Raw genomic sequence first — 18818 nt, forward strand, 5'->3', positions numbered from 1 at the left:
CGTCCCGGACCACAGCGGCTCGCTGTTCGGCTCCTCCTCGTCCATGAACTTCCCTTTCTCGTCGCGGCGTCCGGATTCAGCGTCCGCTTGGCGTGTTGTGGAGGTATTCCAGGCGCTGCTGGGCGGCGGGCAGCTGCCTGGGATCCAAGGAGGGGAGCTGTCGCAGCAGGATGATCAGCTCCGGGCCGGTGCTGCGTGCGGCGGCCGAGTCGGTGATCTGAGTCCAGCAGTAGTGGGCGCTGCGGGCCGCGTCGTGGATCTCGACGGCGTCGGGCGACTGGTGGGCGAGGCGGGTGCGTGCGGCGGCGATCCACAGCTGCGTGGCGAGCAGATGGTTGCCGGCTATCTTCGCGAGGTCCGCGCGGATCTCGGTCCACTGGGTGGCCTGCGGGGAGCTGGGCCCGTATTTCTGCAGGGCGTACTGCTCCCACGCGACGGCCATCTGAGCAGCCTCGTGGTGGCGGCCGGCCTGGGCCGCTGCTGCGATGTACGGGCGGGGGTCCAGCTGCTGCGGGACGGTTGGCGGGGCCTGGACCGGAGCGGGCGTCGCTGGCCGCTGAACGGGGGCGGTTTGCTGTGGGACCGGAGCCGGGGCAGGGCGCTGTGCCGTCGGGTGCGGAGTCTGGACGGGGCCGGGCGTCGTCGGCACGGGCTGCGGCTGCGGCTGCGAGGGAGTCTGGACGGAGGCCGGGCGAACGAGTGGTGCCGTCTGCTGCGGCATCAGGGCCGGAGGCTCTTGTGGATGCTGGGCGGACCGCACCGGGTGGTGACTGTTCTCGGCCCGTTGGTGGGCAGCGGGGTTCAGGTACATCCGCTCGACGGCCTCTTCCCACGCCTCACCGCGGTGCGCTGTGGGCGGCTCGGGCTTGCGCCGACCGGGCAAGAAGCTGGTGTCTCCGGCGAGAAGACGCTGCACGTTCGTCATCGGGGCCCGCGGCTCAGCCGGGGGCGCGTCGATCTCCCGTGTGAACGGCAGGACCACGGTGCCCGGCGGGAGCGAGGCGGCGGCGACGGTCAATGCGTGCAGGCGCGCGTTACTCGGCCGGTCGGGGTTGCCGCGCAGCTGGGCTATCCACGTCTTGGTGTAGGGGCTGACGCCCGCACTGCCGGCGAAGGCGGGCGGCACGATCGCCCCGTAGACGTCGACGGAGTGCGAGGCGGGCAGCGTGCCGTACTCCTGCACCAGCTCCCAGGCGCTCTTGTCGGCCGCAATGTCGAACACGACGGTGGTCAGGCCGGCCGGGCGGTGGCGTAGCTCGGTGCCGAGCCATTCCCAGGGCAGTGCCGTGTAACGGGTGGTGGTGGCGGTGGTGCCCGGCAGGGCGAGGTACAGCTGCTGTCCTCGGCGGTCCACGGTGAGGCGGCCGGAGAGGTAGATGAGCACGGGGCCGGGGCTGGCAGCGGCGGTACGCAGCCGTATCAGCAGGGAGTTCTGGTCGCGGGCGCCGTCGAGATGGGTGGTGTCGGTCGGGATGTCGCTGCCGAGCAGAACGGGCACGGGGACGGTGGAGAGGGCGGCAAGGTTGGCACTGGGCTCGACCTGGACGGTCCGGCGGCGCACCGCGATGTCTCCGGCGATGAGTAGTACGTGTCCTCGTTGCTGGTCCGGCCCGTTGATCTGCATGTCAGAACCGTACCCACCCGCAAATAGCCCCGGTGGGTCCTTTCCGCCTGGGTAGTTCGCCGTGGTGAGGGTTCGCTACATCTCGATCTCGTCATGGGCGCGGTCGTCGTGCTCCGGGGTGGGCGGGATCGCCTCATAGTTGCGGGCGTGGGCGGTGTGGTTGGGGCCCGAGGAACATCGGTCTCGAAGATGGCCGTCGACCGGCTGATCGCCCGCAGCGAGGTGCACCTGTGGGAGAAGACGCTGTGGCGGATGCTCTACGAGACTGCGGGGCGCTCGGAGGAGAATCTGGGCATGAACAGTTCGAGGACTTGGACTTGGCCGGCCGCCGGTGCCTGGTGAAGGCGAGAGTGCGAAGTCGAAGTCCCGCAGCCGAGGCCAGGTGCGCGAGACCTTCGTGCTGGAGACGGTCTACTGGGACGCGGGTACGGCCCGGCTCCTGCCGCGTCTGCTGAAGGGCCGCACGCGGGGCCCGGTGTTCGTCACCCACCGCCGCCCAGGGCCGGGGAAGGTCGTCAGCGCTCGGGACGTGTGCCCGGACACCGGCTTCGCACGGTTGTCGTACGGGCAGGCCCGCGCGCTACTGGACGACGAGCACACCGCTGTACGTGGGCCTGGGACGGGCTGGGACCTGCATGAGTACCGGCACTCCGCCCTGACCCAGCTCGGCGAGGCTGGGGCGAGCCTGCTCATGCTGATGGCGAAGTCACGGCACAAGAAGCCGGAGAACGTCCGCCGCTACTTCAAGCCCTCCCCGGAAGCAATCGCCGAGCTCACCAGCCTGCTTGTGTCAGGCGACAGTCGCCGGTGACCTGTCGGATGCGGTGGCTGTCCGGGGTATTGAGCCCTACCGAGATGCGCTCGGCAGGTCGACTATGGCAGGTCCTTGCCAGGGGCGATGAGGTGCGGCGCAGCCTCGGTGATCCTCTGGCGCATCGGGCGCCGGCGCAAGGCGTCGAGGGCCTCGCTGACGAGTCGGCTCAAAGGGAACGAAAGCTCTTCCTCAAACTGCGTGGCCGCTGCTGTCGTAGCGGCCCGTTCTTCGTCCAGCATCGGCAGCAACGACTCGGCCTTTGCCGTGAGGTGGACGATGCGCTGCCGCGCGTCCTCGCCGGGGGCGAAGCTGACGAGGTCCTCTTTGGCCATCTGGGCCACGGTCTGGCTTGCTGCGGAATGGGTTACGCCGGTGGCTCTGGCCAGATCCCGGATGGAACTCGGGCCCGAGGCGGTCAGAGCACGGACGATCGGGGCGAACCGGGGGCGGAATCCGTGCAAGCCAAGGTCCTCATAGACGGACGCAACGTCGCCGTCCAGAAGATCCAACAGATGGCGCAGCCGTGTGCCCAGAAGCTCAGGGCCGGGCGGGACGTCGGAAGGCATGTGCCGTAATGTAACAGCGCTGTTGTATTTGGTGTGAGGAGAGCCGACCATGGGCGAGCTGTATCCGCCGATCGAGCCGTACGACAAGGGGATGCTCGACGTCGGTGACGGCAACCTCGTGTATTGGGAGGTCTGCGGCAATCCGGATGGCAAGCCCGCCCTTGTGGTTCACGGCGGACCGGGATCAGGGTGCAACCCTGGCATGCGCCGGTACTTCGATCCGGACCGGTATCGCGTCGTCCTCTTCGACCAGCGCGGCTGCGGCCGTAGCAGCCCGCACGCCAGCGACCCCAGAGCCTCCATGCCGCACAACACCACCGGGCATCTCATCGCCGACATGGAGCGGCTACGGCGGCACTTGGGCATCGACCGCTGGCTGCTGTACGGCGGATCCTGGGGCTCCACACTCATCCTGGCCTACGCCGAGCAGCACCCCCGAGCGGTATCGGAGATCGTCATCCCCAGTGTCACCACTACCCGGCGTTCGGAGATCGACTGGCTCTATCGAGGTGTCGGCCGGTTCTTCCCCGAGCAATGGGAACGCTGTCTCGCGGGCGTCCCGGGCACGCCCCGGGACGGCGATGTCGTCGGGGCCTATGCACGCCTGATGGAACACCCGGACGCCGCCGTACGGGAGAAGGCGACGGCCGACTGGTGCGCCTGGGAGGACGCGGTCCTGTCCGGCGAGACAAAGGGCGTTTCCCGCCCCTATGGCGCCCGCCCTCCATCCGCCCAGCTCGCACTGGTACGTATCTGCTCCCACTACTTCTCCCACGGCGCATGGCTGGAGGAGGGCGCGCTACTGCGCGACGCCAACCGTCTGGCCGGCGTTCCGGGCGTTCTCGTCCACGGCCGACTTGACATGGCCGGGCCGCTCGACACCGCCTGGGAGCTCGCCCGCGCCTGGCCCGACGCCGAGCTGATCGTCGTCGATGACGCGGGCCATCTGGGCAGCACCGCGATGCGTCATCACGTACTTGGGGCCCTCAACCGGTTCGCAGTCTGTGAGTGACCCCGGATCGCCGCTGGGCTACTGATCGTCAACGTCCGGATCGCGCAGGGGCCGTTGCCCGCCGGGCAGCTCCGGGAGCTGGAAGGAGTACCGGCCGAGCATGTTGATGTGATGGCGGACGAACGGGGAGAGGCGGGCCACGTCCTCGTCGCGGACGTCGAACCCGTCCTCGCGCAGCTGAGCTTGTTCTTTAAGGTCGGACCGTGCCGCATTGTGGCCTTTGTCGAGGCGCTCGTCGGGCGGTACCCGGACGACGCCGACGGCAATGTCGTATGGGCGTCGCCACCGGTCATCGATGAGGCTTCGGGGCCGATCGTGTACCTGCTCATGTCCTACAACAAGGCTGAGGAGGCCTCTGAGTACGCTGCTTGGCTGGCGCGCGAGCACGGGCTCGTCTGCTTTGATCCGCAAGGGGAGTGCCTGCTGCCGTGAGCTGCCGATGCTTCAGCGAACGGGCTTCAGTCCTTGGCGTACGCCTGTTCCGGCTCGTAGAACTGCGGAAGATCGCGCTCTCGGCGCATCGGGCTCATGGCCAGGATGAGCCAGCTGGGCGCGACGATGCCCGTCATGATCCACATGGCGGCCCGGTACCCGACGGTATCGCCGAGCACGCCGCCGAGCAGAGATCCGAGCGGGATGGTGCTGTGATTGATCATCATGGCCGTCGCCCCGACCCGGCCGAGCATGTGTGGCGGGCAGTAGGTCTGCCGGAAACTGCCGACCACGATGTTGGCCACGGAGATGCCGATCCCCACGAGGAAGGCTCCCATCGCGAACAGCAGCAGTCCCGGACCGGCGGTGGTCATCGGCAGGAGCAGCACGAAGGGAGCGGTGCCGATTTGCAGAAGGAGCAACCCGCGCCCGGTGCCGAACCTTCGGCTGACTCTGGTGGCCACCAGCGCGCCGACGATGCCGCCGGCGCTGCCGCTGGTCAGCAGCAGCCCGACCAGGGCCGGGTCCAGTCCGACCGTGCGGACCAGGAACACGACCTGGACCGCCTGATAGCCCATCAGCGCCATGTTGATCACGGCGCCCCAGGTGACCATCGACCGAAGGTACCGGTCCTGGCCCACGAAGCGGAGCCCGTCGGTGATCTGCTGCCGGAGGGACGCGTGTTCCTCGTCGGGAACGTGATCCGGCTCTACCACTCTGATCCGATTCAGGCAGACGGCGGAGATCAGGAACGTCACCGCGTCGGCCGCGAGCGCGGTTGCCGCGCCGAATGTCTGGGCAAGCAGCCCCGCTGCCCCCGGCCCGGCGACCTGCGTGGCGGCCTCACTGCCCTGCAGCTTGGCGTTGCCCTCCAGCAGGTCACGGCCGTCGAGCACGATCCGTATGTACGAGTGGTAGGCGGTGTTGAAGCACACCGCTGCGGCGCCGCAGATCAGCGCGACGGCGGCCATGTGCTCGAAAGTGAGCGCGTCGAGCCACACCGCCACAGGGATGCTCACCAACGCCGCGGCGGAGACCAGATCGCACGCGATCATCAGTGGCCGTTTGCGTATCCGGTCAACCCACGCGCCGACCGGCAGGCCCATCAGCAGCCAGGGCAGCCACACCGTCGCGGCAAGCAGGCCGACGGCCGTGGAACTGGCGTCCAACACCACGACCGCGATCAGCGGCAAGGCCACCACGGTGATGCTGTTGCCCAGCCCGCTCACCGTCTCGCCCATCCAGAGCAGACGGAAATCCGACTGGACGAGTACTCCCCAGCGGCTTCGAGGCTCGTCCGGCGTGTCAATCATCGGGTGCACCCGGGGAATCATGCCGTGAGCTCAACTGAGGGGCGCGGCCCTCGACATGATGGAGGCGGAGCAACGCGTCCCGCTCGGCGGCGAGCTTGGACCCGTGGGTGCCCTCGCCCCGGCAGGGCGAGGGCACCCACGGCCTTGAGACTCAGGCGGGGGTGATGTTCTCCGCCTGGGGACCCTTCTGGCCCTGGGTGACGTCGAAGTTCACCTTCTGGCCCTCCTGCAGCTCACGGAAGCCGCCGCCGGAGATGTTGGAGTAGTGGGCGAAGACATCCGGGCCTCCACCGTCCTGCTCGATGAAGCCGAAGCCCTTCTCCGAGTTGAACCACTTCACGGTTCCGCTGGCCATGCACATCCTCCAAAGGACTCGGGGTTACGGTCCCCGCACCGTGCGGGGGCCGGAGGTGATCGCCGGGTCCTCGTCGACGCTGAACAGCAAAACCGCCCGTGCATGTGCTCCACGGGCGGAAGGGACTTCGGAACCACGACAGCTGGAGACAAGGTTACACCGGCCGCGGCGCGCCACCGCGAAATCCTGCCGCAGTCTGCGCGGTGTCGTCTCAGGCCTGGGCGACGGTGGCCGTCCATCTCGTCCTTGTGCCGGCGTGAACGTCCGTCGGGGCGGTGGTGCCGAGTCAGCGGCGGGCGCCTTCCGGCCAGATCACCCGCACAGGGACGTCGGTCTGTTCGGCGTATGCCACCACGTCGGCCGTCCCACCGTGCCCCACGCTGGTTTCCCGTCCCATACGGCAATCAGTTCGTCGACCAGCCCGACCAGGATTTCACTGCCGGCCATGTGTGCGGCGGAGTCGGACACCGTCATGCCGGTCTCGTGTACGTCGGCGGCCTGTCGCATCAGCTTGTCGTACACCGGGTGGTGTCCCTCCGGGAGGCTGTCCCGGTATTCGACCGCGGGAACGACCACTTCGAGCCGACCGGAGTGGCTGTAGTGGACGACGACAGTCAACGATCTTCACTCGACTACGCCACCGCGCAGCTCACCGCCCTAACAGGCCGGGCTCCGCGCATGTACGAGGAACCTCCCTCCGCCGTACGGCTCGAGGTGCGCGTGACCGCGAACCTGGTGCATCACCACTGGCAAGATCTGGTCGCAATCCTCGACCTGGGTACCTCATACGGCCTGAGCGACACCAACACCGGCCAGCTCGCCTGGGCCCGCTTCGAACTGGACTGCGAGGCCCGCCCATGACCGACCAACTACGCCGCATCATCATCCCGTTCGCCAAAGGCCACGGCGCGCAGAACGACTTCGTCGTCCTCCCCGACCCCTACGCCGAACTCTGTCTGTCCTCAGCCGATGTCATACGGCTGTGCGACCGGCGCTCGGGCCTCGGCGCCGACGGCATCCTGCGAGCCGTCCTGCCCACTGCCACTCCAGAAGCCGCAGCGATGACGGCGGAAGCCGAGTGGTTCATGGAGTACCGGAGCGCCGACGGGACTCACCGAACGATCCACTCGCGGATGCAGTGAAGGATGCGGCGTTCTCTCTCGCTGATCTCGTTCATGCAGCGCCTCTCCAGCCGTCGTCCCCACGGGCGATACGCCGCAGCTCCCCCCACATGGCCGGCGAGCGGCCCGTCTCCGTCCAGAACGGGTGCCTGGCCAGGCGGCACGACTCCACGATCAGGCGGCGCCGCAACGCCGTCGCACCGGCCGCGGGAGAACAGCGTGCCAGCGCCTCGTACGTGCGGAGCCAGTCGCGCTGGATCTGCACCAGGTCATCGGGGAAACCGTTTCGCGCCATGGCTCGATTAGAGCACATGTTCGAATTCGTGTGCACGCCGAGACACGTCACCCGGAGGGGTGAAAGCGGCAACCGTCACCGGCCTGCTCGCCGACCTGGGCTGGCAGCCCGCATGGATCGAAGACCTTGGAGGCATCAGCACAGCCCGAGCCACCCAGGCCATGATCCTGGTCGTGCCCCACATCCTGCGCCGACACGGCTTCAAGCCCTTCGCCGTGTCCCTCTCCCGCTGAACCCGCCTCCCGGACCGAAAGAACTGCGCACCGCGCCATGGCCGCAGCCAGGTCCCGGAGCCCGGATGTCACGCCGGGGCTGCCGCCGTCACGTCCCGCGGGGTGCGCGGGCCGGGCACCGTTGCCCGAATGGACAGGTCCAGATCGAGGCGGCTATTCATGTCCAGTTCGAACCTGCCGTACGGATTCACATGGGTCCACAACAGCGGCGACAGGGCCCGACGGTCCGCGTCGGCGAGCTTGACCGCCCACTTCGGATCGGCCAGGACTTCCTGCATCGGTAGCCTTCTTGACGTGCACCAGCGCGTACTGGAGCAGGTGCAGCGCGAGCATGCTGACCTCCTGGGACTCCTTGTCCGAACCGGCAAGGTCGCCGTCCTTGCCGTAGAAGAGGTCCTTGTTCGCGGAGTTCCAGTTCTCCACGACCTGCAACCCCTCGTGGATCTCGCGCCGCATCTCGACATCCGCGAGGTAGTCGCAGACGAACGAGGTCCGCACCGCCCGGCCCAGCTCCTCGATCGCCCGGTACGTCGGGTGCTTCGGTCCGCCGCGGGTGAACCGGCGCACGACCTGCTCGGCCTCGGCGGTGCCGAGGCGCAGGGCGGTGGTGTACTTCACGATCTGGTCGCATTGCTGGGCGATCAGGTCCCAGTCGAGTCGTCTTTGGTGGTGAGCACGGGGCCCAGGTTCGGCCAGTTGTCGTCCTCCCCGCCTGCAGGACCTCGTGTCCGACGCCGTTGTCGTCAACGTAGGCCCGCTCGGCGCGGTAGAGGCAGCGGCCCGTGCGTACGGGGGCGGGCATGGCGGAGTCCTTCGGAATGTCAGGCGGCTTGGCCGAGGACGGCGGTGGTCAGGTCCGGCTCGCGCGGCGCGGTGAAGCCGACGTCGAGCTTGGGGTCGTACGCCTCTGGCTCGATGCCGAGTTCGGGCGTGGAGTACTCGCCGAACCGTTTGATGTGCTCGGTCAGGTACGGCGAGATGTGGGCCAGGTCCTCGGGGTCGATCTCCCATCCCGCTCGGCGAGCCGGATCTCCTCCAGCTCCTCCTCCGCCCTGTTGACCTTCGTCCCCATGCGCGTGCAGAACATCAGCGCCAACTCGTCGCGAACCCGCATCCGGGCCTTGTGCGCCAGACATGCCATCGGCGCGACCCACTTGACGGGCACGTACGCCTTGAGCTCGGAGGCATCCGCCGCGGCCACCTCCCCCGCGAAGTCCGTGACCTTCCGCGAGGCGACACCGTCCATCCACACCCCGGTGTCGCCCAGGGCATCCACCCATCAGCGCTTGAAGTGCGACCAGGTCGGGCTCTGCGCGGACTTCTTCAGCCGGTTGTGCTGCGTGGTGCCGTCCGCGTCACGTTCTTCCAGCAGCCGCAGCGACCCCGCCTGCTCCACCGCGCTCATCCGGTCGTGGGTGCCCGTGCAGATCGACGCGTTCACCTCTTTGCGGACCGTCGAGGCCATCGCGTCGAGGGTGGAGAACGCCGGTAGCTCCAGCCCGGCCCCCACGACCTTCTCCAGCGCGATGTTGATCAGGTCGGCCGGGCGGTTCTTCGCCGCGGCCTCCCGCCGGATCGACACCTCGGCGATCCGGCCGGCCTCGGCCTGGTCGCACGTCGCCCTTACCCAGCGGCGCCTCCGTACGCTGCCGCTCGGCCGACCGGCCCGTCGCCCACGACGGCCGCGTCCTCTCTGGCAGCTCCACCGCGCGACGGACGAAGTCGACCACCATCTCCGGGTACTCGTCCGGCTTCGGGAACCGGCCCATCCGCTGATAGGACTTCAACGCCGGCAGCAGCGCGAGCTGATGTCCATCGGAGTCCATCCGCTCAGCCGCCCATGCCGCCTCCTCCCGGGTCGGCGCGAGTTCGGGCCGGGCTACGAGGCGAGGCCCCTGTACAGAGGAACCCGACGAGCTGGAAGACATCGCCCCCGGACGGTCCCGGGCCATGGACATCGCCGGATTCGTCGACCCGAAGGACGTCGAGCCGGAAGTCAGTGTCGAACGCGCCCGCAGCCCGAAGGACTCGGATGGGAAGGCAACTGCCTCCGGCGGCGGCAAACCCTGCCGGTCAAGGACATACAGGAAGGCGACGAAGCGGTCCCCGTCCGAACAGGCCCGAAGAAGTCAGACCTCCAGGAACTGACCAGGGCCGAGTTCTACTAACGCGCCAGCGACGCCGAAATCCAGGGCCGTCCTCCATGAGCCGCGAGGAACTCATCAGGGCCCTCACCCGTGGGGCGCCGCGGGCCGGCGCGGCCTGAGCGCTTTTCGGCCCCCGTCCCCGCGGGCGCATCTGCTGGCGGGCCACGGGTACGCGCCTGACGGGCCGGCCTGCACGGAGCTACTTGGATTCGACCCGTCCGAGCGGGTTGGAACCGGCCGTCAGCGCGTCGCAGGCTGCCTGCCAGGCGGGGTCCCCGGGGTAGAGCTCGCTGCGCAGGTAGGCCCAGGTGAGCCGGGCGAGGGCGGCGACCCGTTCGGGGTTCTCGTCCGTGGTCTCGGCGACGTCGTATCCGGAGACTCCGCCGAGCCCGTGTTCCGCGTCGAACAGGGTGAGCAGGGACTTGGGGCCCGAGGCGAGGGTGTAGGGGTCGGTGTGCCAGTCCGAGCCCCGGACGGTCAGGAAGGCGGAGTCGTCCTTGTCGCCGGCGACGACGAGCGCGGGCGTGTTCATCTGGGAGAAGTCGGTGGTCAGGAAGAAGGAGTAGTTCTCGACCGTGAACTGGGTGAGGGCGTCGCCGCCTCGGCCAGGCGCGGCCAGCAGCACACCTGCCTTGATGCGGGGGTCGGCCAGGTTCACTTCGGTTCCGTCGCTCGGATCGGTGAGCCGGGCGCCAAGGAGCAGGCTCGCGGTGTGCCCGCCCATCGAGTGCCCGGCCACGGCGACCTTGCGCCGGTCCAGGCGCCCGGCGAGCTGCGGAACGGTGGTCTCGATCACGTCGAGCTGGTCGAGGATGCGCTTCATGTCCTCGGCCCGTGAGCGCCAGTGCGGGGTCGCCCCGGAGGCGTCGGGAGCCAGGGTCAGCGTCCTTGAGTCCAGATGGGTGGGCTGGATCACGACGAAGCCGTGCGCAGCCCAGAAGTTGGCGAGGGGCGCGTAGCCGTTCAGCGAGGAGAGGTTGTTCGAGAAGCCGAGACCATGCGAGAGGAGGATGACCGGCAGCTCGCCCCCTGCCACCGGGGCGGAGACGCGCACCTGAAGGTCCATGACCCGGTCGGGAGCCGGCAGCACGACCGGACTGACCGAGAGGACTGGAGTGGGCGAGCCGAGGGTGTCGGCCGAGTACGTCAGTTCATTCATCACGTGCGTTTCCCTTCGATGGCCGCTCCTGCCGGGCTCATGCGGCCGGGGCGGTGGGCAAGGCGGGGTAGGCGCGTCGGGCTTTCAGCTACCCTGAAAGCGGAGCGTCGTTCCGTTTTGAATATACGGAACAGTGTTCCGTTTCGTCAATGACCGCCGGAAGGAGAGCGTGATGCCCACTGCAGGCCAGCCCAGGGGGACGTCGGCCCGAAGCAAGCGGGCCGACGCGGTGCGCAATCAGCAGACGCTGCTCGACGCCGCCGCCGAGGTGTTCGTGACCTCGGGAGTCGACGCGCCGATCCGCCAGATCGCGGCCCGAGCGGGCGTCGGGATGGGGACCATCTACCGCCACTTCCCGACCCGGGCGGACCTCGTCGTCGCCGTCTACCGACACCAGGTCGAGGCGTGCGCCGAAGCCGGCCCGAACCTGCTGGCCGATGCCGACTCACCGATAGAAGCACTCCGCCAGTGGGTCGACCTCTTCGTCGACTTCCTGGTCACCAAGCACGGACTCGCAGGCGCGCTGCAAACGGACAGCAGCGGCTTCGACGCACTCCACGCCTACTTCCTCGACCGCCTGGTGCCCGTCTGCACGCAACTCCTCGGAGCCGCGGTCGACGCCGGCGAAATCCGGCCCAGCATCCACGCCTACGAACTGATGCGCGGCATCGGCAACCTCTGCATCGGACACGACAGCGACCCCCGCTACGACCCCCGCCGATTGATCCAACTGCTCCTCCAGGGGCTACGACAACCGCAGTGACCCTGATGCCGACTGCACTCGATCCCCTTCGAACTCGCAGGCCCCGCCCGCACCCTTGTGGGCGCACTTGCCGAACGGGCCAGAACGAAGCGTCCCGGAACATGTATGCGAACGGGGTCTGGACGCGGGCTGGAAGCGGCTGGCCGAACACCTCGCGGAGGCCGGGCCGACGGCGCGGGTCAGCATCGACGTGACCGGGGACGGACTGGGCAAAGATGTGCGGCACTGTGTTCTTACACGGGGTCAGGGCGGGGTGGTGGTTCGGGCGGCGTTGGCGTAGCGGGTGGCGAGCTGTGCGAATGCGTCGTTGAGTTCGCGTGGGCCGATGACTTCGATGTCGGTGTCGAAACGGCCGAGGGCGGCGGCCAGGCCGGTCCATGACCAGGAGCCGAGGGTGAGGCGGCATCGGTCGGGGCCGAGTGCTTCGACGGTGCCGTCCTGGGCGAAGGGGGCGACGACGGCGGCGGGGAGGTCGAGGATGACTTCGCCTTGGCAGGGCCAGTCGGTGTGGGTGCCGTCGTTGCCGCGGAACCGGCTGGTGATGAAGGCGGAGACGTTACCTCCGGGGATTTCGCGCCGGGTGAAGCGGGGTCCGGTGGGGGTGCGGGGGCGGATCCGGTCGACGCGGAAGACGCGCCAGTCCTTGCGGTCCAGGTCCCAGGCCAGGAGGTACCAGTGGCCGCGCCGCGTGATCAGGTGGTGGGGTTGCGTACGGCGGGGGTGCTCAGCGGTGGCGGCGCGGTCGTGCCCGTAGTCGAAGCGGAGCTCGGCGTGGGTGTGGATGGTGTTGCCCAGCTCCACAAGGGTCTGCGAGTCGACCGGCGCGGCGCCGTCGTTCTCGGGAGATCGGACGGCAGTGACGCGCAGCAGGTCGATCCGGTGGCGCAGGCGTGGAGGCATGACTTGCCGGATGGTGACGAGGGCGCGCTGCGCGTCCTCGCCGATCGTGGTGCTGGTGGCGGCGGCCTGCAGGGCGAGGGCCAGAGCGACGGCCTGGGCATCGTCGAACAGCAGTGGGGGCAGATGGGAGCCCGCATCCAGGCGGTAGCCGCCGGCGGGTCCTTTGAAGGTCAGGATCGGGTACCCGAGTTCCCGCAGCCGGTCGATGTCGCGGCGCACCGTGCGCGGGGTGATGTCGAGGTGCTCGGCGAGGTCGTCGCCGGACCAGTCACGGCGTGTCTGGAGCAGGGAGAGCAGCGCGAGTAGCCGCGAGGACGTCTTCTGCATGCCCGCATTCTGCCGGAAGTACAGGACACATCCTGTCCGCTACCTTTGTGATGGTGGGATCCACGCCACCGAGGGAGCAATCGCTCCAAGTCACGGTGGCGGCGCCGCATCCCGGATCTCTCCGCAGCGGTGCACACCCGAACAGCGAGAAGGCAAGGAGCAGCTCATGGCTGTCGTCACCACCACCCACCTGAACTTCCGGGGCGCCGCGCGTGAGGCGCTGGACTTCTACCAGTCGGTGTTCGGCGGGCGCACCGTCGCGGTCACCTACAAGGACGCCGGCAACGTGCAGAACGAGAGTGAGGCGGACTGGGTGATGTGGGGCGAGGTCGTCTCGGACGACGGCTTCCACGTCATGGCCTATGACGTGCCCTCCCAGCTGGCCTGGAGCCAGGAAGGCAACCCGTTCTTCGTGTCCGTGCGCGGCGACGACGCCGGTGAGATCAGCACCCTGTGGCAGAAGCTGTCGGAAGGCTCGACGGTGGTGCGGCCGCTGGAAGCCGCACAGTGGGCGCCGCTGTACGGCATGCTCACCGACCGCTTCGGCGTGACCTGGGTCCTGGACGTCACCGCTCCCTACAACAGCTGACCGCCTGGCTCGCCAACCGACACGGAAGGTCCGCTGCGAGAACGCGGCGGACCGGTCAGCAAAAGTGAAAGAAAAGCGGGTCACCGTCCGCAGACGACACCTGTGAGAAGAGCATGACCATCCTCGACACACGCGCCCTTAGCTTGACTCTGTCGGGGATCTTGGTGTTTCGCGGTGCGACAGCATGATCAACGGGCATGCTCGGACGGTCCGACGACCGATGCAGCCATCGAGGTGCCTGTTGTCCCTTCGTCCCCGTTCCGGTGAGCAAGTCCCGCCCCTGACCGCGCAGATCGCGCGGGCGAGCAACCCGGACGGCACGACAGCGATATGGGTCCGCGACCGGCTGGACCGGCTGTGGCGCGACGAGGACTTTGCCGACTGGTACCCGCGCGATGGGCGTCCGGGTTTGTCGCCCGCTCAGCTTGCCACCGTCTGTGTGCTGCAGTTCCTGCTCGGCCTGTCGGACCGGCAGGCCGCCGAGGCGGTCCGCTGCCGCATCGACTTCACCCGGAACCCGCGCCTTTCCCGGTAGTGCACGCCTCCGAACACGTGGCCCGCCTCGCCCGCAACCGGCTCAGACAGAGATTGCCGACTCGCTGGTTGAGCTGTTCATCCAGCTGGTGCGACTAGAGCCAGCTTGCCGCTGGGTTCGCGGAGGTATGCCGAGCGAGCGACGAAGCGGTCTCCGTCCAAGCAGGCCCCGAAGAAGGCAGACCTCCAGGAACTGACCAAGGCCGAGTTCTACCAACGCGCCAGCGACGCCGAAATCCAGGGCCGATCCTCCATGAGCCGCGAGGAACTCATCACAGCCCTCATCCGAGAGACGCCGCGGGCCCGCGCGGCCTGAGCTCTTTTCGGCCCTCGCCCCTGCGGACGTATCTGAACTTGGAAAGCCGCTCGGCCGAGCTGCGATCAGGAATCAGGATGGGTGCCGGGCGCGGCCGGCGGTTGGGCGTCGGGATGCCGCTTCAAGGCATGCCGGGTGGCGACGACCTCCTTGGCCTCGTACGTGGCCCAGTGCTCATGGGTAGACACCTCGAGCGCCGGTTCGGCGAGGAGCTCCCGGTACCGGATGACTTCGGCGACCTGCTCCGGGCTGTAGCCGTCGCTCGTGTCCCGGCCGCCTTTGACCTCACCGGTGTGGGGATGCTCGGTGCCTTCCCAGCCAGGCAGCGGTTCCGCGGACCACGGCAGGGCCTTGCAGAACGCCGCATAGTCGGCTTGGGCCTGGGCGAGATCGCGTTGGGCTTTGAGCAGGTCGGGCGGGAATTCACGCACGATCAAATCCTATGCCTGTTCGATTCAAAGAGCTCGCGACCCTCCAGCGCACACCGCAGGAGAATGGGGCTGTGAGTCTCACGCCTCCCGTAGAGCCGATGCTGGCGCGCGCGGTGCAGCGCCTGCCCGCTGTCATGGCGCTGCCGGGCGGGACGGTGTACGAGCCGAGCTGCTCGATGATGTGCCGGGGGGTGCCGAGCCGTTGTGGGTGGTGTCGCTACGTACCCGGCTCCAAAGCCCTCGCCCGCTATCTCGACGACCCCCTGCCCTGGCAGGACAACCCCGCCCTGACACGTGCGCGGGAACCGCTCCGCCCGATCAGTGGACGGTCAGGGGGCGGGGCCAGGCTAGGGCTCGGCCGACCCGGCGTATCGCTGGTAGAGGCCAGTGGAAGGCCCTGAGCGCAAGGACGGGCTGGGTGTCCGGGGGAGAGTACCCCGGACACCCAGCCCTTTCTTGATCCACCATCTCTTAGGTATCAGCTGACGCGCCCGACTTCAGGACCGAGACGATGATGGTGCCCTCATCAGGTCCGGTAGAGGGCGCGTCGCCGACCGTAGGGATGGCTTCGTTTCCGGGTTGGGCACGCTCCGCACCCGGCGCACGGTGCGGGTCCCGACCATTGCGGCAGTCGACACGCACATGCCCGGACGTTTCCGGGCCTTGCACAGCAGGTGCCGTCTGCCGCGCGTCAGCGCAGGATCACTCAGTTGTCTCGTGGTGCGTGTGACTTCTTCGCGGTCCTGCTGAGCGCGTGGAAACGTGTCAGGCAGGCAGCTGGTCGTCGACCTCGACCCACGTGCTGGTGCTGAAGTCGAACGCATCCGTCTGCAGCGGGCCAGTACGGTCGCCCGGCAGCTCCCACACTTCGCCGTTCTCGAAGAGCACCTTGACGTATGCGGTGTTACCGAGCACAGAGATGCCAGCCGACGGCACCGAAACAGAGACCGAACAGGCCCTGTAGCCGGTGCCCGTGGGGAAGCCGGTGTTGTCGTCGACCCGCTCCCAGTCGTACTCGTTCGTTCCCGCGCTTCCGTCCAGGTTGAGGTCGCGCTGGCCGACGAAGACCCTTCCGTTGGTGCGGAGCGCCACGCTCAGCTCTTCGCGGAGTGTCACGCCCGGTTCCGGGCCAAGGTCGAGTGCGAAGTACTCGGTGGAGTCGATGTCGGTGCACGGCCCGGCCGGTCCCCGCGGCCCAGTCGGGCCTTGCGAACCGCGCTCTCCGCGCGGGCCCTGCGGACCACGGTCTCCCCGGCACCAGTCTCCGCCACCTGCGGCGATGAGGCTGCTGATGCCGTCGGAGTCGTACCCGGTGCAACCCGCCGCCGCAAAGACGCCACCTGTCGTGGGGACGGCCGTATCGGCTGCCACAGCCGGCGTGGCAAGGCCCAGCATCGCCACGCCCAGCGAGACGGTCGCGCAACTGGCAAGCAGCCTGCTTCGCTTGGGAAGCGGACCGAAACCAGATCCGGCCCTGTTCTCAGGAGTCATTGAGGTCCCCTGCTTTCTGATGGATTCGAACTCATCTCGGAGGCCGCCGGGCTTGCGAGGGCAGACCCAGCGGCTCTCTCGGAATCATTCGACCGCCACTGACTCAGGCAGGACAGGCGCGCTTAGTGATCAACACTTCGGCCCAGTAACTAGCTCCCGATAAGACCAATCAGCAACGCGATGCCGAGGAAATTCGGAATGGTATCCGACTCTGTTGCTCAATTCGTCAGGTGGTGAGTCGATAGCGGAGTCGTTCGAGCTGGCTGGTGCGGGAACGGTCGAGTGGGCCGTCGGCCCAGTCGTCGAGGAGGGCCACGTCGTCGACCCCGAGGACTTGGCCCACATCTCGCCGTACTTGACCGAGCACATCCGCCGCTTCGGCGAATACTCCACCCACGAACTCGGCCTTGAACCAGATGCGTTCGACCGCACCTGGACGTCGACTTCAGCCCGCTGCGCGGAGACGGGTAGCCGGAGGCCGGCGGCTACGGGGGCCAGGCAGCGTGACCTCGACGGCAAGGCAACGAGTGGTCGCCGGATCGCCGATGGGAAGATCGGGCCATGTGATTGAACGTAGTGGTCGGGGTCCTCGTCGACGCCGAGGAGGCCCTGTTCTCGTATGGCTACGGCGAACGAACATGTAGCGCTGCGTGATGCTCGGGGCTGGGCCGGACATGAGGGCCGACGGTACTGGCGATTGGCGGTGGCGGCGGTTCCGTTTCGATGTCGGCTTATCGGACTTCCGGCGCCTAATAGTGCGTCAGAGGGGTGCCGCAGTAAATGCCGGATCTACTGCGGTAGTGCCGGGAGGCGGGGCGGGCGTGACGATCGAACCAGCGGCCGAACTCGGGTCCGGGGGCGCGTTGCGTGTGCCGCGCGCCTGGGTGGCACCGCTGTCCGCCCCTCCGGCCACGTACACCGCGGCGGTCGAGCGATATCTCACCGCCGCCAGGTCCTGGCCGAGCTGGCAGCGGCCTGGGCGGATGAGATGGACGCCGACACCGTCAACCGCGAACTGTCCATCGCACGCAAGGCGATCGGCTGGTGGCAGCGTCAGGGCTGGATCGACGGCGACCCGACGATCGGCATCGAGCGGCGCCCGGCGCCGCCGGACCGCACCAAGGCCCTGGCCGAGAACCAGATCGGCGCCCTGTGGAGGTTGGACGTCGCTCTGCGGGAGAAGACGTGCTGGAAGATGCTCTACGAGTCGGCAGCGCGGTCCGACGAGGTGCTGTGCCTGAACGTCGAGGACCTGTACCCGCAGGACAAGCGCGGAAAGATCACCGCCCGCCTCGTGCGGAGGGATACAGCAATACCGAAGCGTGCCGGATCGTCGGCATCGGTACGCGGACCGGTCGGAAGTGGCGCAACGGCCGCTCCGGGAACGGAACCGGAAGCCGGTACCACCGATCAATCTGGTGGTGCCGGCTTCCGGCCCGTCCCGTTACCTGCGCGAGGACGAGCGTTTCCACATTGCCGACCGGCTGGGGGAGAAGGCCACCGTGCGGGCGGTCGCAGCGGAGCTGGGCCGCAGCCCCTCCATGGTCAGCCGGGATATCCGCCGCAACCGCACCGAGGGGACTCGTGGCCAGTGGCACTACCGCCCGCGTGCGGCCCAGGCATGGGCCGATGCCCGCCGCCCAACCCCGCAGGATCCTCCAGAATCGACGCCCTCATCGAGGTCCTTCCACAGATCAAGGTGTCCTACCGCGGCGAAAGGGCGATCCGCGTGTGAGACGGACTGTCCGCCCACTGGAGCCGGGCGATGCGCGCCTGGGGCGCCGGACAGGACTGGCTCTCCCTCGAGCGATTACCCGCCTACGCACCCGAGCTGAACCCGGTGGAACTGCTGTGGTCGTCGCTCAAGAAGCGTGAACTCGCCAACCTCGCCGGCGCGCGCATTCCGCAGCCGGCCAACGGCCGTCCCGTGCTGCTCTTGGCCGTCCTTGCTTGCCGGCGTTCCGGCTGACCACACCGAAATCGAAGGCGTGTCCGCGCGCCAGCGCCTACGTCGATGCCGTTGCCGCCGTCCTGGTGTCGGTGACGTGGTGTGCGCCAGCGTCCGGCTGGGGGCGCCTTCGGGGCTGGGTGGCGTGGCCTGTCCTTTCCGACTGCCCGGTTGATACGTCGGATCAGCGGGCGGCGCCGGAAGATGAAGAGCCGGCCCTGCGGGGGCCGGCTCTTGGGTGCGGTCTCGCGCGCCAACGCGATCGCGCGGCAATCCCTGCTTGGCGGCTGAAGCCCGTAACTCAGGGGTCGCCCGGATCGTGGCAGACCGCCAGCGCGACAGCAAGGGATCGTGGGATGGACTCGCGAGATTCGCCCTGACCTTATACAACCCCCGTGCCCGGGGGCTCGGAACGTGGGCGGCACAGGCGGTCAACCGCCCTGGTGAC

The 18818-nt window shown here is 68.3% G+C and carries 26 protein-coding genes and 1 pseudogene; 12 read left to right on the forward strand and 15 right to left on the reverse strand.

Annotated elements, in window-relative coordinates:
- Positions 1–76: 76 nt before the first annotated feature.
- A complete protein-coding gene (locus ACTWOL_RS35435) occupies positions 77–1624 on the reverse strand; it encodes a hypothetical protein (protein ID WP_474301000.1) in 1548 nt (515 codons plus the stop codon).
- A 147-nt stretch (positions 1625–1771) separates the two neighbouring features.
- Between ACTWOL_RS35435 and ACTWOL_RS35440 the strand changes: the two genes are divergently transcribed.
- The gene (locus ACTWOL_RS35440) at positions 1772–1966 is read left to right on the forward strand and encodes a hypothetical protein (protein ID WP_474301001.1); all 195 of its coding nucleotides are present in this window, start codon (positions 1772–1774) and stop codon (positions 1964–1966) included.
- Positions 1967–2006: 40 nt separating this feature from the next.
- Complete coding sequence (locus tag ACTWOL_RS35445) at positions 2007–2435, forward strand: site-specific integrase (RefSeq protein WP_474301002.1); 429 nt, start codon at positions 2007–2009, stop codon at positions 2433–2435.
- 62 nt (positions 2436–2497) lie between these two features.
- Here ACTWOL_RS35445 and ACTWOL_RS35450 read toward each other — a convergent pair whose 3' ends face one another.
- On the reverse strand, positions 2498–3004 hold the full coding sequence (locus ACTWOL_RS35450) for a MarR family winged helix-turn-helix transcriptional regulator (protein ID WP_474301003.1): 507 nt from the start codon (positions 3002–3004) through the stop codon (positions 2498–2500).
- A gap of 49 nt (positions 3005–3053) precedes the next feature.
- On the opposite strand from ACTWOL_RS35450, the gene pip reads away from it, so the two are divergent.
- Positions 3054–4016, forward strand: coding sequence for a prolyl aminopeptidase (gene pip, locus ACTWOL_RS35455; protein ID WP_474301004.1), 963 nt, complete (start codon positions 3054–3056; stop codon positions 4014–4016).
- 18 nt (positions 4017–4034) lie between these two features.
- On the opposite strand, the pseudogene ACTWOL_RS35460 reads toward pip, so the two are convergent.
- Positions 4035–4196: pseudogene (locus ACTWOL_RS35460) on the reverse strand (Tn3 family transposase); the annotation flags it as partial.
- Here ACTWOL_RS35460 and ACTWOL_RS35465 point away from each other — a divergent pair.
- Positions 4128–4448: a hypothetical protein gene (locus ACTWOL_RS35465; RefSeq protein WP_474301340.1), complete on the forward strand. Its 321-nt coding sequence runs from the start codon at positions 4128–4130 to the stop codon at positions 4446–4448. The pseudogene ACTWOL_RS35460 and the gene ACTWOL_RS35465 sit on opposite strands and share 69 nt — an antisense overlap.
- Before the next feature lie 26 nt (positions 4449–4474).
- Here ACTWOL_RS35465 and ACTWOL_RS35470 read toward each other — a convergent pair whose 3' ends face one another.
- The 3 genes from ACTWOL_RS35470 to ACTWOL_RS35480 form a co-directional block, all read right to left on the reverse strand.
- Positions 4475–5761 (reverse strand): MFS transporter, encoded by a 1287-nt coding sequence (locus ACTWOL_RS35470; RefSeq protein ID WP_474301005.1) that lies wholly within the window; start codon positions 5759–5761, stop codon positions 4475–4477.
- A gap of 151 nt (positions 5762–5912) precedes the next feature.
- Positions 5913–6116 (reverse strand): cold-shock protein, encoded by a 204-nt coding sequence (locus ACTWOL_RS35475; protein ID WP_338675205.1) that lies wholly within the window; start codon positions 6114–6116, stop codon positions 5913–5915.
- A 312-nt stretch (positions 6117–6428) separates the two neighbouring features.
- Positions 6429–6734, reverse strand: coding sequence for a hypothetical protein (locus tag ACTWOL_RS35480; RefSeq protein ID WP_474301006.1), 306 nt, complete (start codon positions 6732–6734; stop codon positions 6429–6431).
- Positions 6735–6794: 60 nt separating this feature from the next.
- On the opposite strand from ACTWOL_RS35480, the gene ACTWOL_RS35485 reads away from it, so the two are divergent.
- Entirely contained in the window at positions 6795–6977 is a 183-nt protein-coding gene (locus ACTWOL_RS35485) for a hypothetical protein (protein WP_474301007.1), read from the forward strand.
- Positions 6974–7258, forward strand: coding sequence for a hypothetical protein (locus tag ACTWOL_RS35490; protein WP_474301008.1), 285 nt, complete (start codon positions 6974–6976; stop codon positions 7256–7258). The genes ACTWOL_RS35485 and ACTWOL_RS35490 overlap by 4 nt, the downstream gene beginning before the upstream one ends.
- Positions 7259–7289: 31 nt before the next feature.
- Here the strand turns inward: ACTWOL_RS35490 and ACTWOL_RS35495 are convergent, their stop codons facing one another.
- On the reverse strand, positions 7290–7532 hold the full coding sequence (locus tag ACTWOL_RS35495) for a hypothetical protein (protein ID WP_474301009.1): 243 nt from the start codon (positions 7530–7532) through the stop codon (positions 7290–7292).
- A gap of 59 nt (positions 7533–7591) precedes the next feature.
- On the opposite strand from ACTWOL_RS35495, the gene ACTWOL_RS35500 reads away from it, so the two are divergent.
- Entirely contained in the window at positions 7592–7765 is a 174-nt protein-coding gene (locus ACTWOL_RS35500) for a hypothetical protein (protein ID WP_474301010.1), read from the forward strand.
- Between the two features lie 153 nt (positions 7766–7918).
- Here ACTWOL_RS35500 and ACTWOL_RS35505 read toward each other — a convergent pair whose 3' ends face one another.
- The 4 genes from ACTWOL_RS35505 to ACTWOL_RS35520 all read right to left on the reverse strand — a co-directional run bounded on the left by ACTWOL_RS35505 (position 7919) and on the right by ACTWOL_RS35520 (position 11071).
- Positions 7919–8776, reverse strand: a complete 858-nt coding sequence (locus ACTWOL_RS35505) for a Tn3 family transposase (RefSeq protein WP_474301011.1) — start codon at positions 8774–8776, stop codon at positions 7919–7921.
- Positions 8730–9041, reverse strand: coding sequence for a hypothetical protein (locus tag ACTWOL_RS35510; protein ID WP_474301012.1), 312 nt, complete (start codon positions 9039–9041; stop codon positions 8730–8732). Before ACTWOL_RS35510 ends, ACTWOL_RS35505 begins: the two co-directional genes overlap by 47 nt.
- A gap of 3 nt (positions 9042–9044) precedes the next feature.
- Positions 9045–9347 (reverse strand): hypothetical protein, encoded by a 303-nt coding sequence (locus ACTWOL_RS35515; protein WP_474301013.1) that lies wholly within the window; start codon positions 9345–9347, stop codon positions 9045–9047.
- A gap of 764 nt (positions 9348–10111) precedes the next feature.
- On the reverse strand, positions 10112–11071 hold the full coding sequence (locus ACTWOL_RS35520; protein WP_474301014.1) for an alpha/beta hydrolase family protein: 960 nt from the start codon (positions 11069–11071) through the stop codon (positions 10112–10114).
- Positions 11072–11243: 172 nt separating this feature from the next.
- Between ACTWOL_RS35520 and ACTWOL_RS35525 the strand changes: the two genes are divergently transcribed.
- Positions 11244–11834, forward strand: a complete 591-nt coding sequence (locus ACTWOL_RS35525; RefSeq protein WP_474301015.1) for a TetR/AcrR family transcriptional regulator — start codon at positions 11244–11246, stop codon at positions 11832–11834.
- Between the two features lie 243 nt (positions 11835–12077).
- Here ACTWOL_RS35525 and ACTWOL_RS35530 read toward each other — a convergent pair whose 3' ends face one another.
- Positions 12078–13061: a helix-turn-helix transcriptional regulator gene (locus ACTWOL_RS35530; protein WP_474301016.1), complete on the reverse strand. Its 984-nt coding sequence runs from the start codon at positions 13059–13061 to the stop codon at positions 12078–12080.
- Between the two features lie 166 nt (positions 13062–13227).
- Here ACTWOL_RS35530 and ACTWOL_RS35535 point away from each other — a divergent pair, with 166 nt between their 5' ends.
- Positions 13228–13650 (forward strand): VOC family protein, encoded by a 423-nt coding sequence (locus tag ACTWOL_RS35535; protein WP_474301017.1) that lies wholly within the window; start codon positions 13228–13230, stop codon positions 13648–13650.
- A gap of 241 nt (positions 13651–13891) precedes the next feature.
- Positions 13892–14185 (forward strand): transposase, encoded by a 294-nt coding sequence (locus tag ACTWOL_RS35540; protein ID WP_474301018.1) that lies wholly within the window; start codon positions 13892–13894, stop codon positions 14183–14185.
- 380 nt (positions 14186–14565) lie between these two features.
- Here ACTWOL_RS35540 and ACTWOL_RS35545 read toward each other — a convergent pair whose 3' ends face one another.
- The 3 genes from ACTWOL_RS35545 to ACTWOL_RS35555 form a co-directional block, all read right to left on the reverse strand.
- Positions 14566–14931 (reverse strand): hypothetical protein, encoded by a 366-nt coding sequence (locus ACTWOL_RS35545; protein ID WP_474301019.1) that lies wholly within the window; start codon positions 14929–14931, stop codon positions 14566–14568.
- A gap of 765 nt (positions 14932–15696) precedes the next feature.
- Positions 15697–16047, reverse strand: coding sequence for a hypothetical protein (locus tag ACTWOL_RS35550; protein ID WP_474301020.1), 351 nt, complete (start codon positions 16045–16047; stop codon positions 15697–15699).
- A gap of 601 nt (positions 16048–16648) precedes the next feature.
- Positions 16649–16819, reverse strand: a complete 171-nt coding sequence (locus ACTWOL_RS35555; protein WP_474301021.1) for a hypothetical protein — start codon at positions 16817–16819, stop codon at positions 16649–16651.
- 1024 nt (positions 16820–17843) lie between these two features.
- Between ACTWOL_RS35555 and ACTWOL_RS35560 the strand changes: the two genes are divergently transcribed.
- Together ACTWOL_RS35560 and ACTWOL_RS35565 are read left to right on the forward strand one after the other, a co-directional pair.
- Positions 17844–18257 (forward strand): helix-turn-helix domain-containing protein, encoded by a 414-nt coding sequence (locus ACTWOL_RS35560; protein ID WP_474301325.1) that lies wholly within the window; start codon positions 17844–17846, stop codon positions 18255–18257.
- On the forward strand, positions 18164–18391 hold the full coding sequence (locus ACTWOL_RS35565) for a transposase (RefSeq protein WP_474301326.1): 228 nt from the start codon (positions 18164–18166) through the stop codon (positions 18389–18391). Before ACTWOL_RS35560 ends, ACTWOL_RS35565 begins: the two co-directional genes overlap by 94 nt.
- Positions 18392–18818 lie beyond the last annotated feature (427 nt).

This window comes from Micromonospora sp. IBHARD003 (assembly GCF_056106285.1).

Coding starts and splice junctions, on each gene's coding strand:
- pip (WP_474301004.1), top strand. CDS start 3,054: ATGGGCGAGCTGTATCCGCCGATCGAGCCGTACGACAAGGGGATGCTC.
- ACTWOL_RS35485 (WP_474301007.1), top strand. CDS start 6,795: ATGTACGAGGAACCTCCCTCCGCCGTACGGCTCGAGGTGCGCGTGACC.
- ACTWOL_RS35470 (WP_474301005.1), bottom strand. CDS start 5,761: ATGATTGACACGCCGGACGAGCCTCGAAGCCGCTGGGGAGTACTCGTC.
- ACTWOL_RS35505 (WP_474301011.1), bottom strand. CDS start 8,776: ATGGGAGATCGACCCCGAGGACCTGGCCCACATCTCGCCGTACCTGAC.
- ACTWOL_RS35525 (WP_474301015.1), top strand. CDS start 11,244: ATGCCCACTGCAGGCCAGCCCAGGGGGACGTCGGCCCGAAGCAAGCGG.
- ACTWOL_RS35475 (WP_338675205.1), bottom strand. CDS start 6,116: ATGGCCAGCGGAACCGTGAAGTGGTTCAACTCGGAGAAGGGCTTCGGC.
- ACTWOL_RS35490 (WP_474301008.1), top strand. CDS start 6,974: ATGACCGACCAACTACGCCGCATCATCATCCCGTTCGCCAAAGGCCAC.
- ACTWOL_RS35535 (WP_474301017.1), top strand. CDS start 13,228: ATGGCTGTCGTCACCACCACCCACCTGAACTTCCGGGGCGCCGCGCGT.
- ACTWOL_RS35530 (WP_474301016.1), bottom strand. CDS start 13,061: ATGCAGAAGACGTCCTCGCGGCTACTCGCGCTGCTCTCCCTGCTCCAG.
- ACTWOL_RS35495 (WP_474301009.1), bottom strand. CDS start 7,532: ATGGCGCGAAACGGTTTCCCCGATGACCTGGTGCAGATCCAGCGCGAC.
- ACTWOL_RS35465 (WP_474301340.1), top strand. CDS start 4,128: ATGGCGGACGAACGGGGAGAGGCGGGCCACGTCCTCGTCGCGGACGTC.
- ACTWOL_RS35520 (WP_474301014.1), bottom strand. CDS start 11,071: ATGAATGAACTGACGTACTCGGCCGACACCCTCGGCTCGCCCACTCCA.
- ACTWOL_RS35435 (WP_474301000.1), bottom strand. CDS start 1,624: ATGCAGATCAACGGGCCGGACCAGCAACGAGGACACGTACTACTCATC.
- ACTWOL_RS35450 (WP_474301003.1), bottom strand. CDS start 3,004: ATGCCTTCCGACGTCCCGCCCGGCCCTGAGCTTCTGGGCACACGGCTG.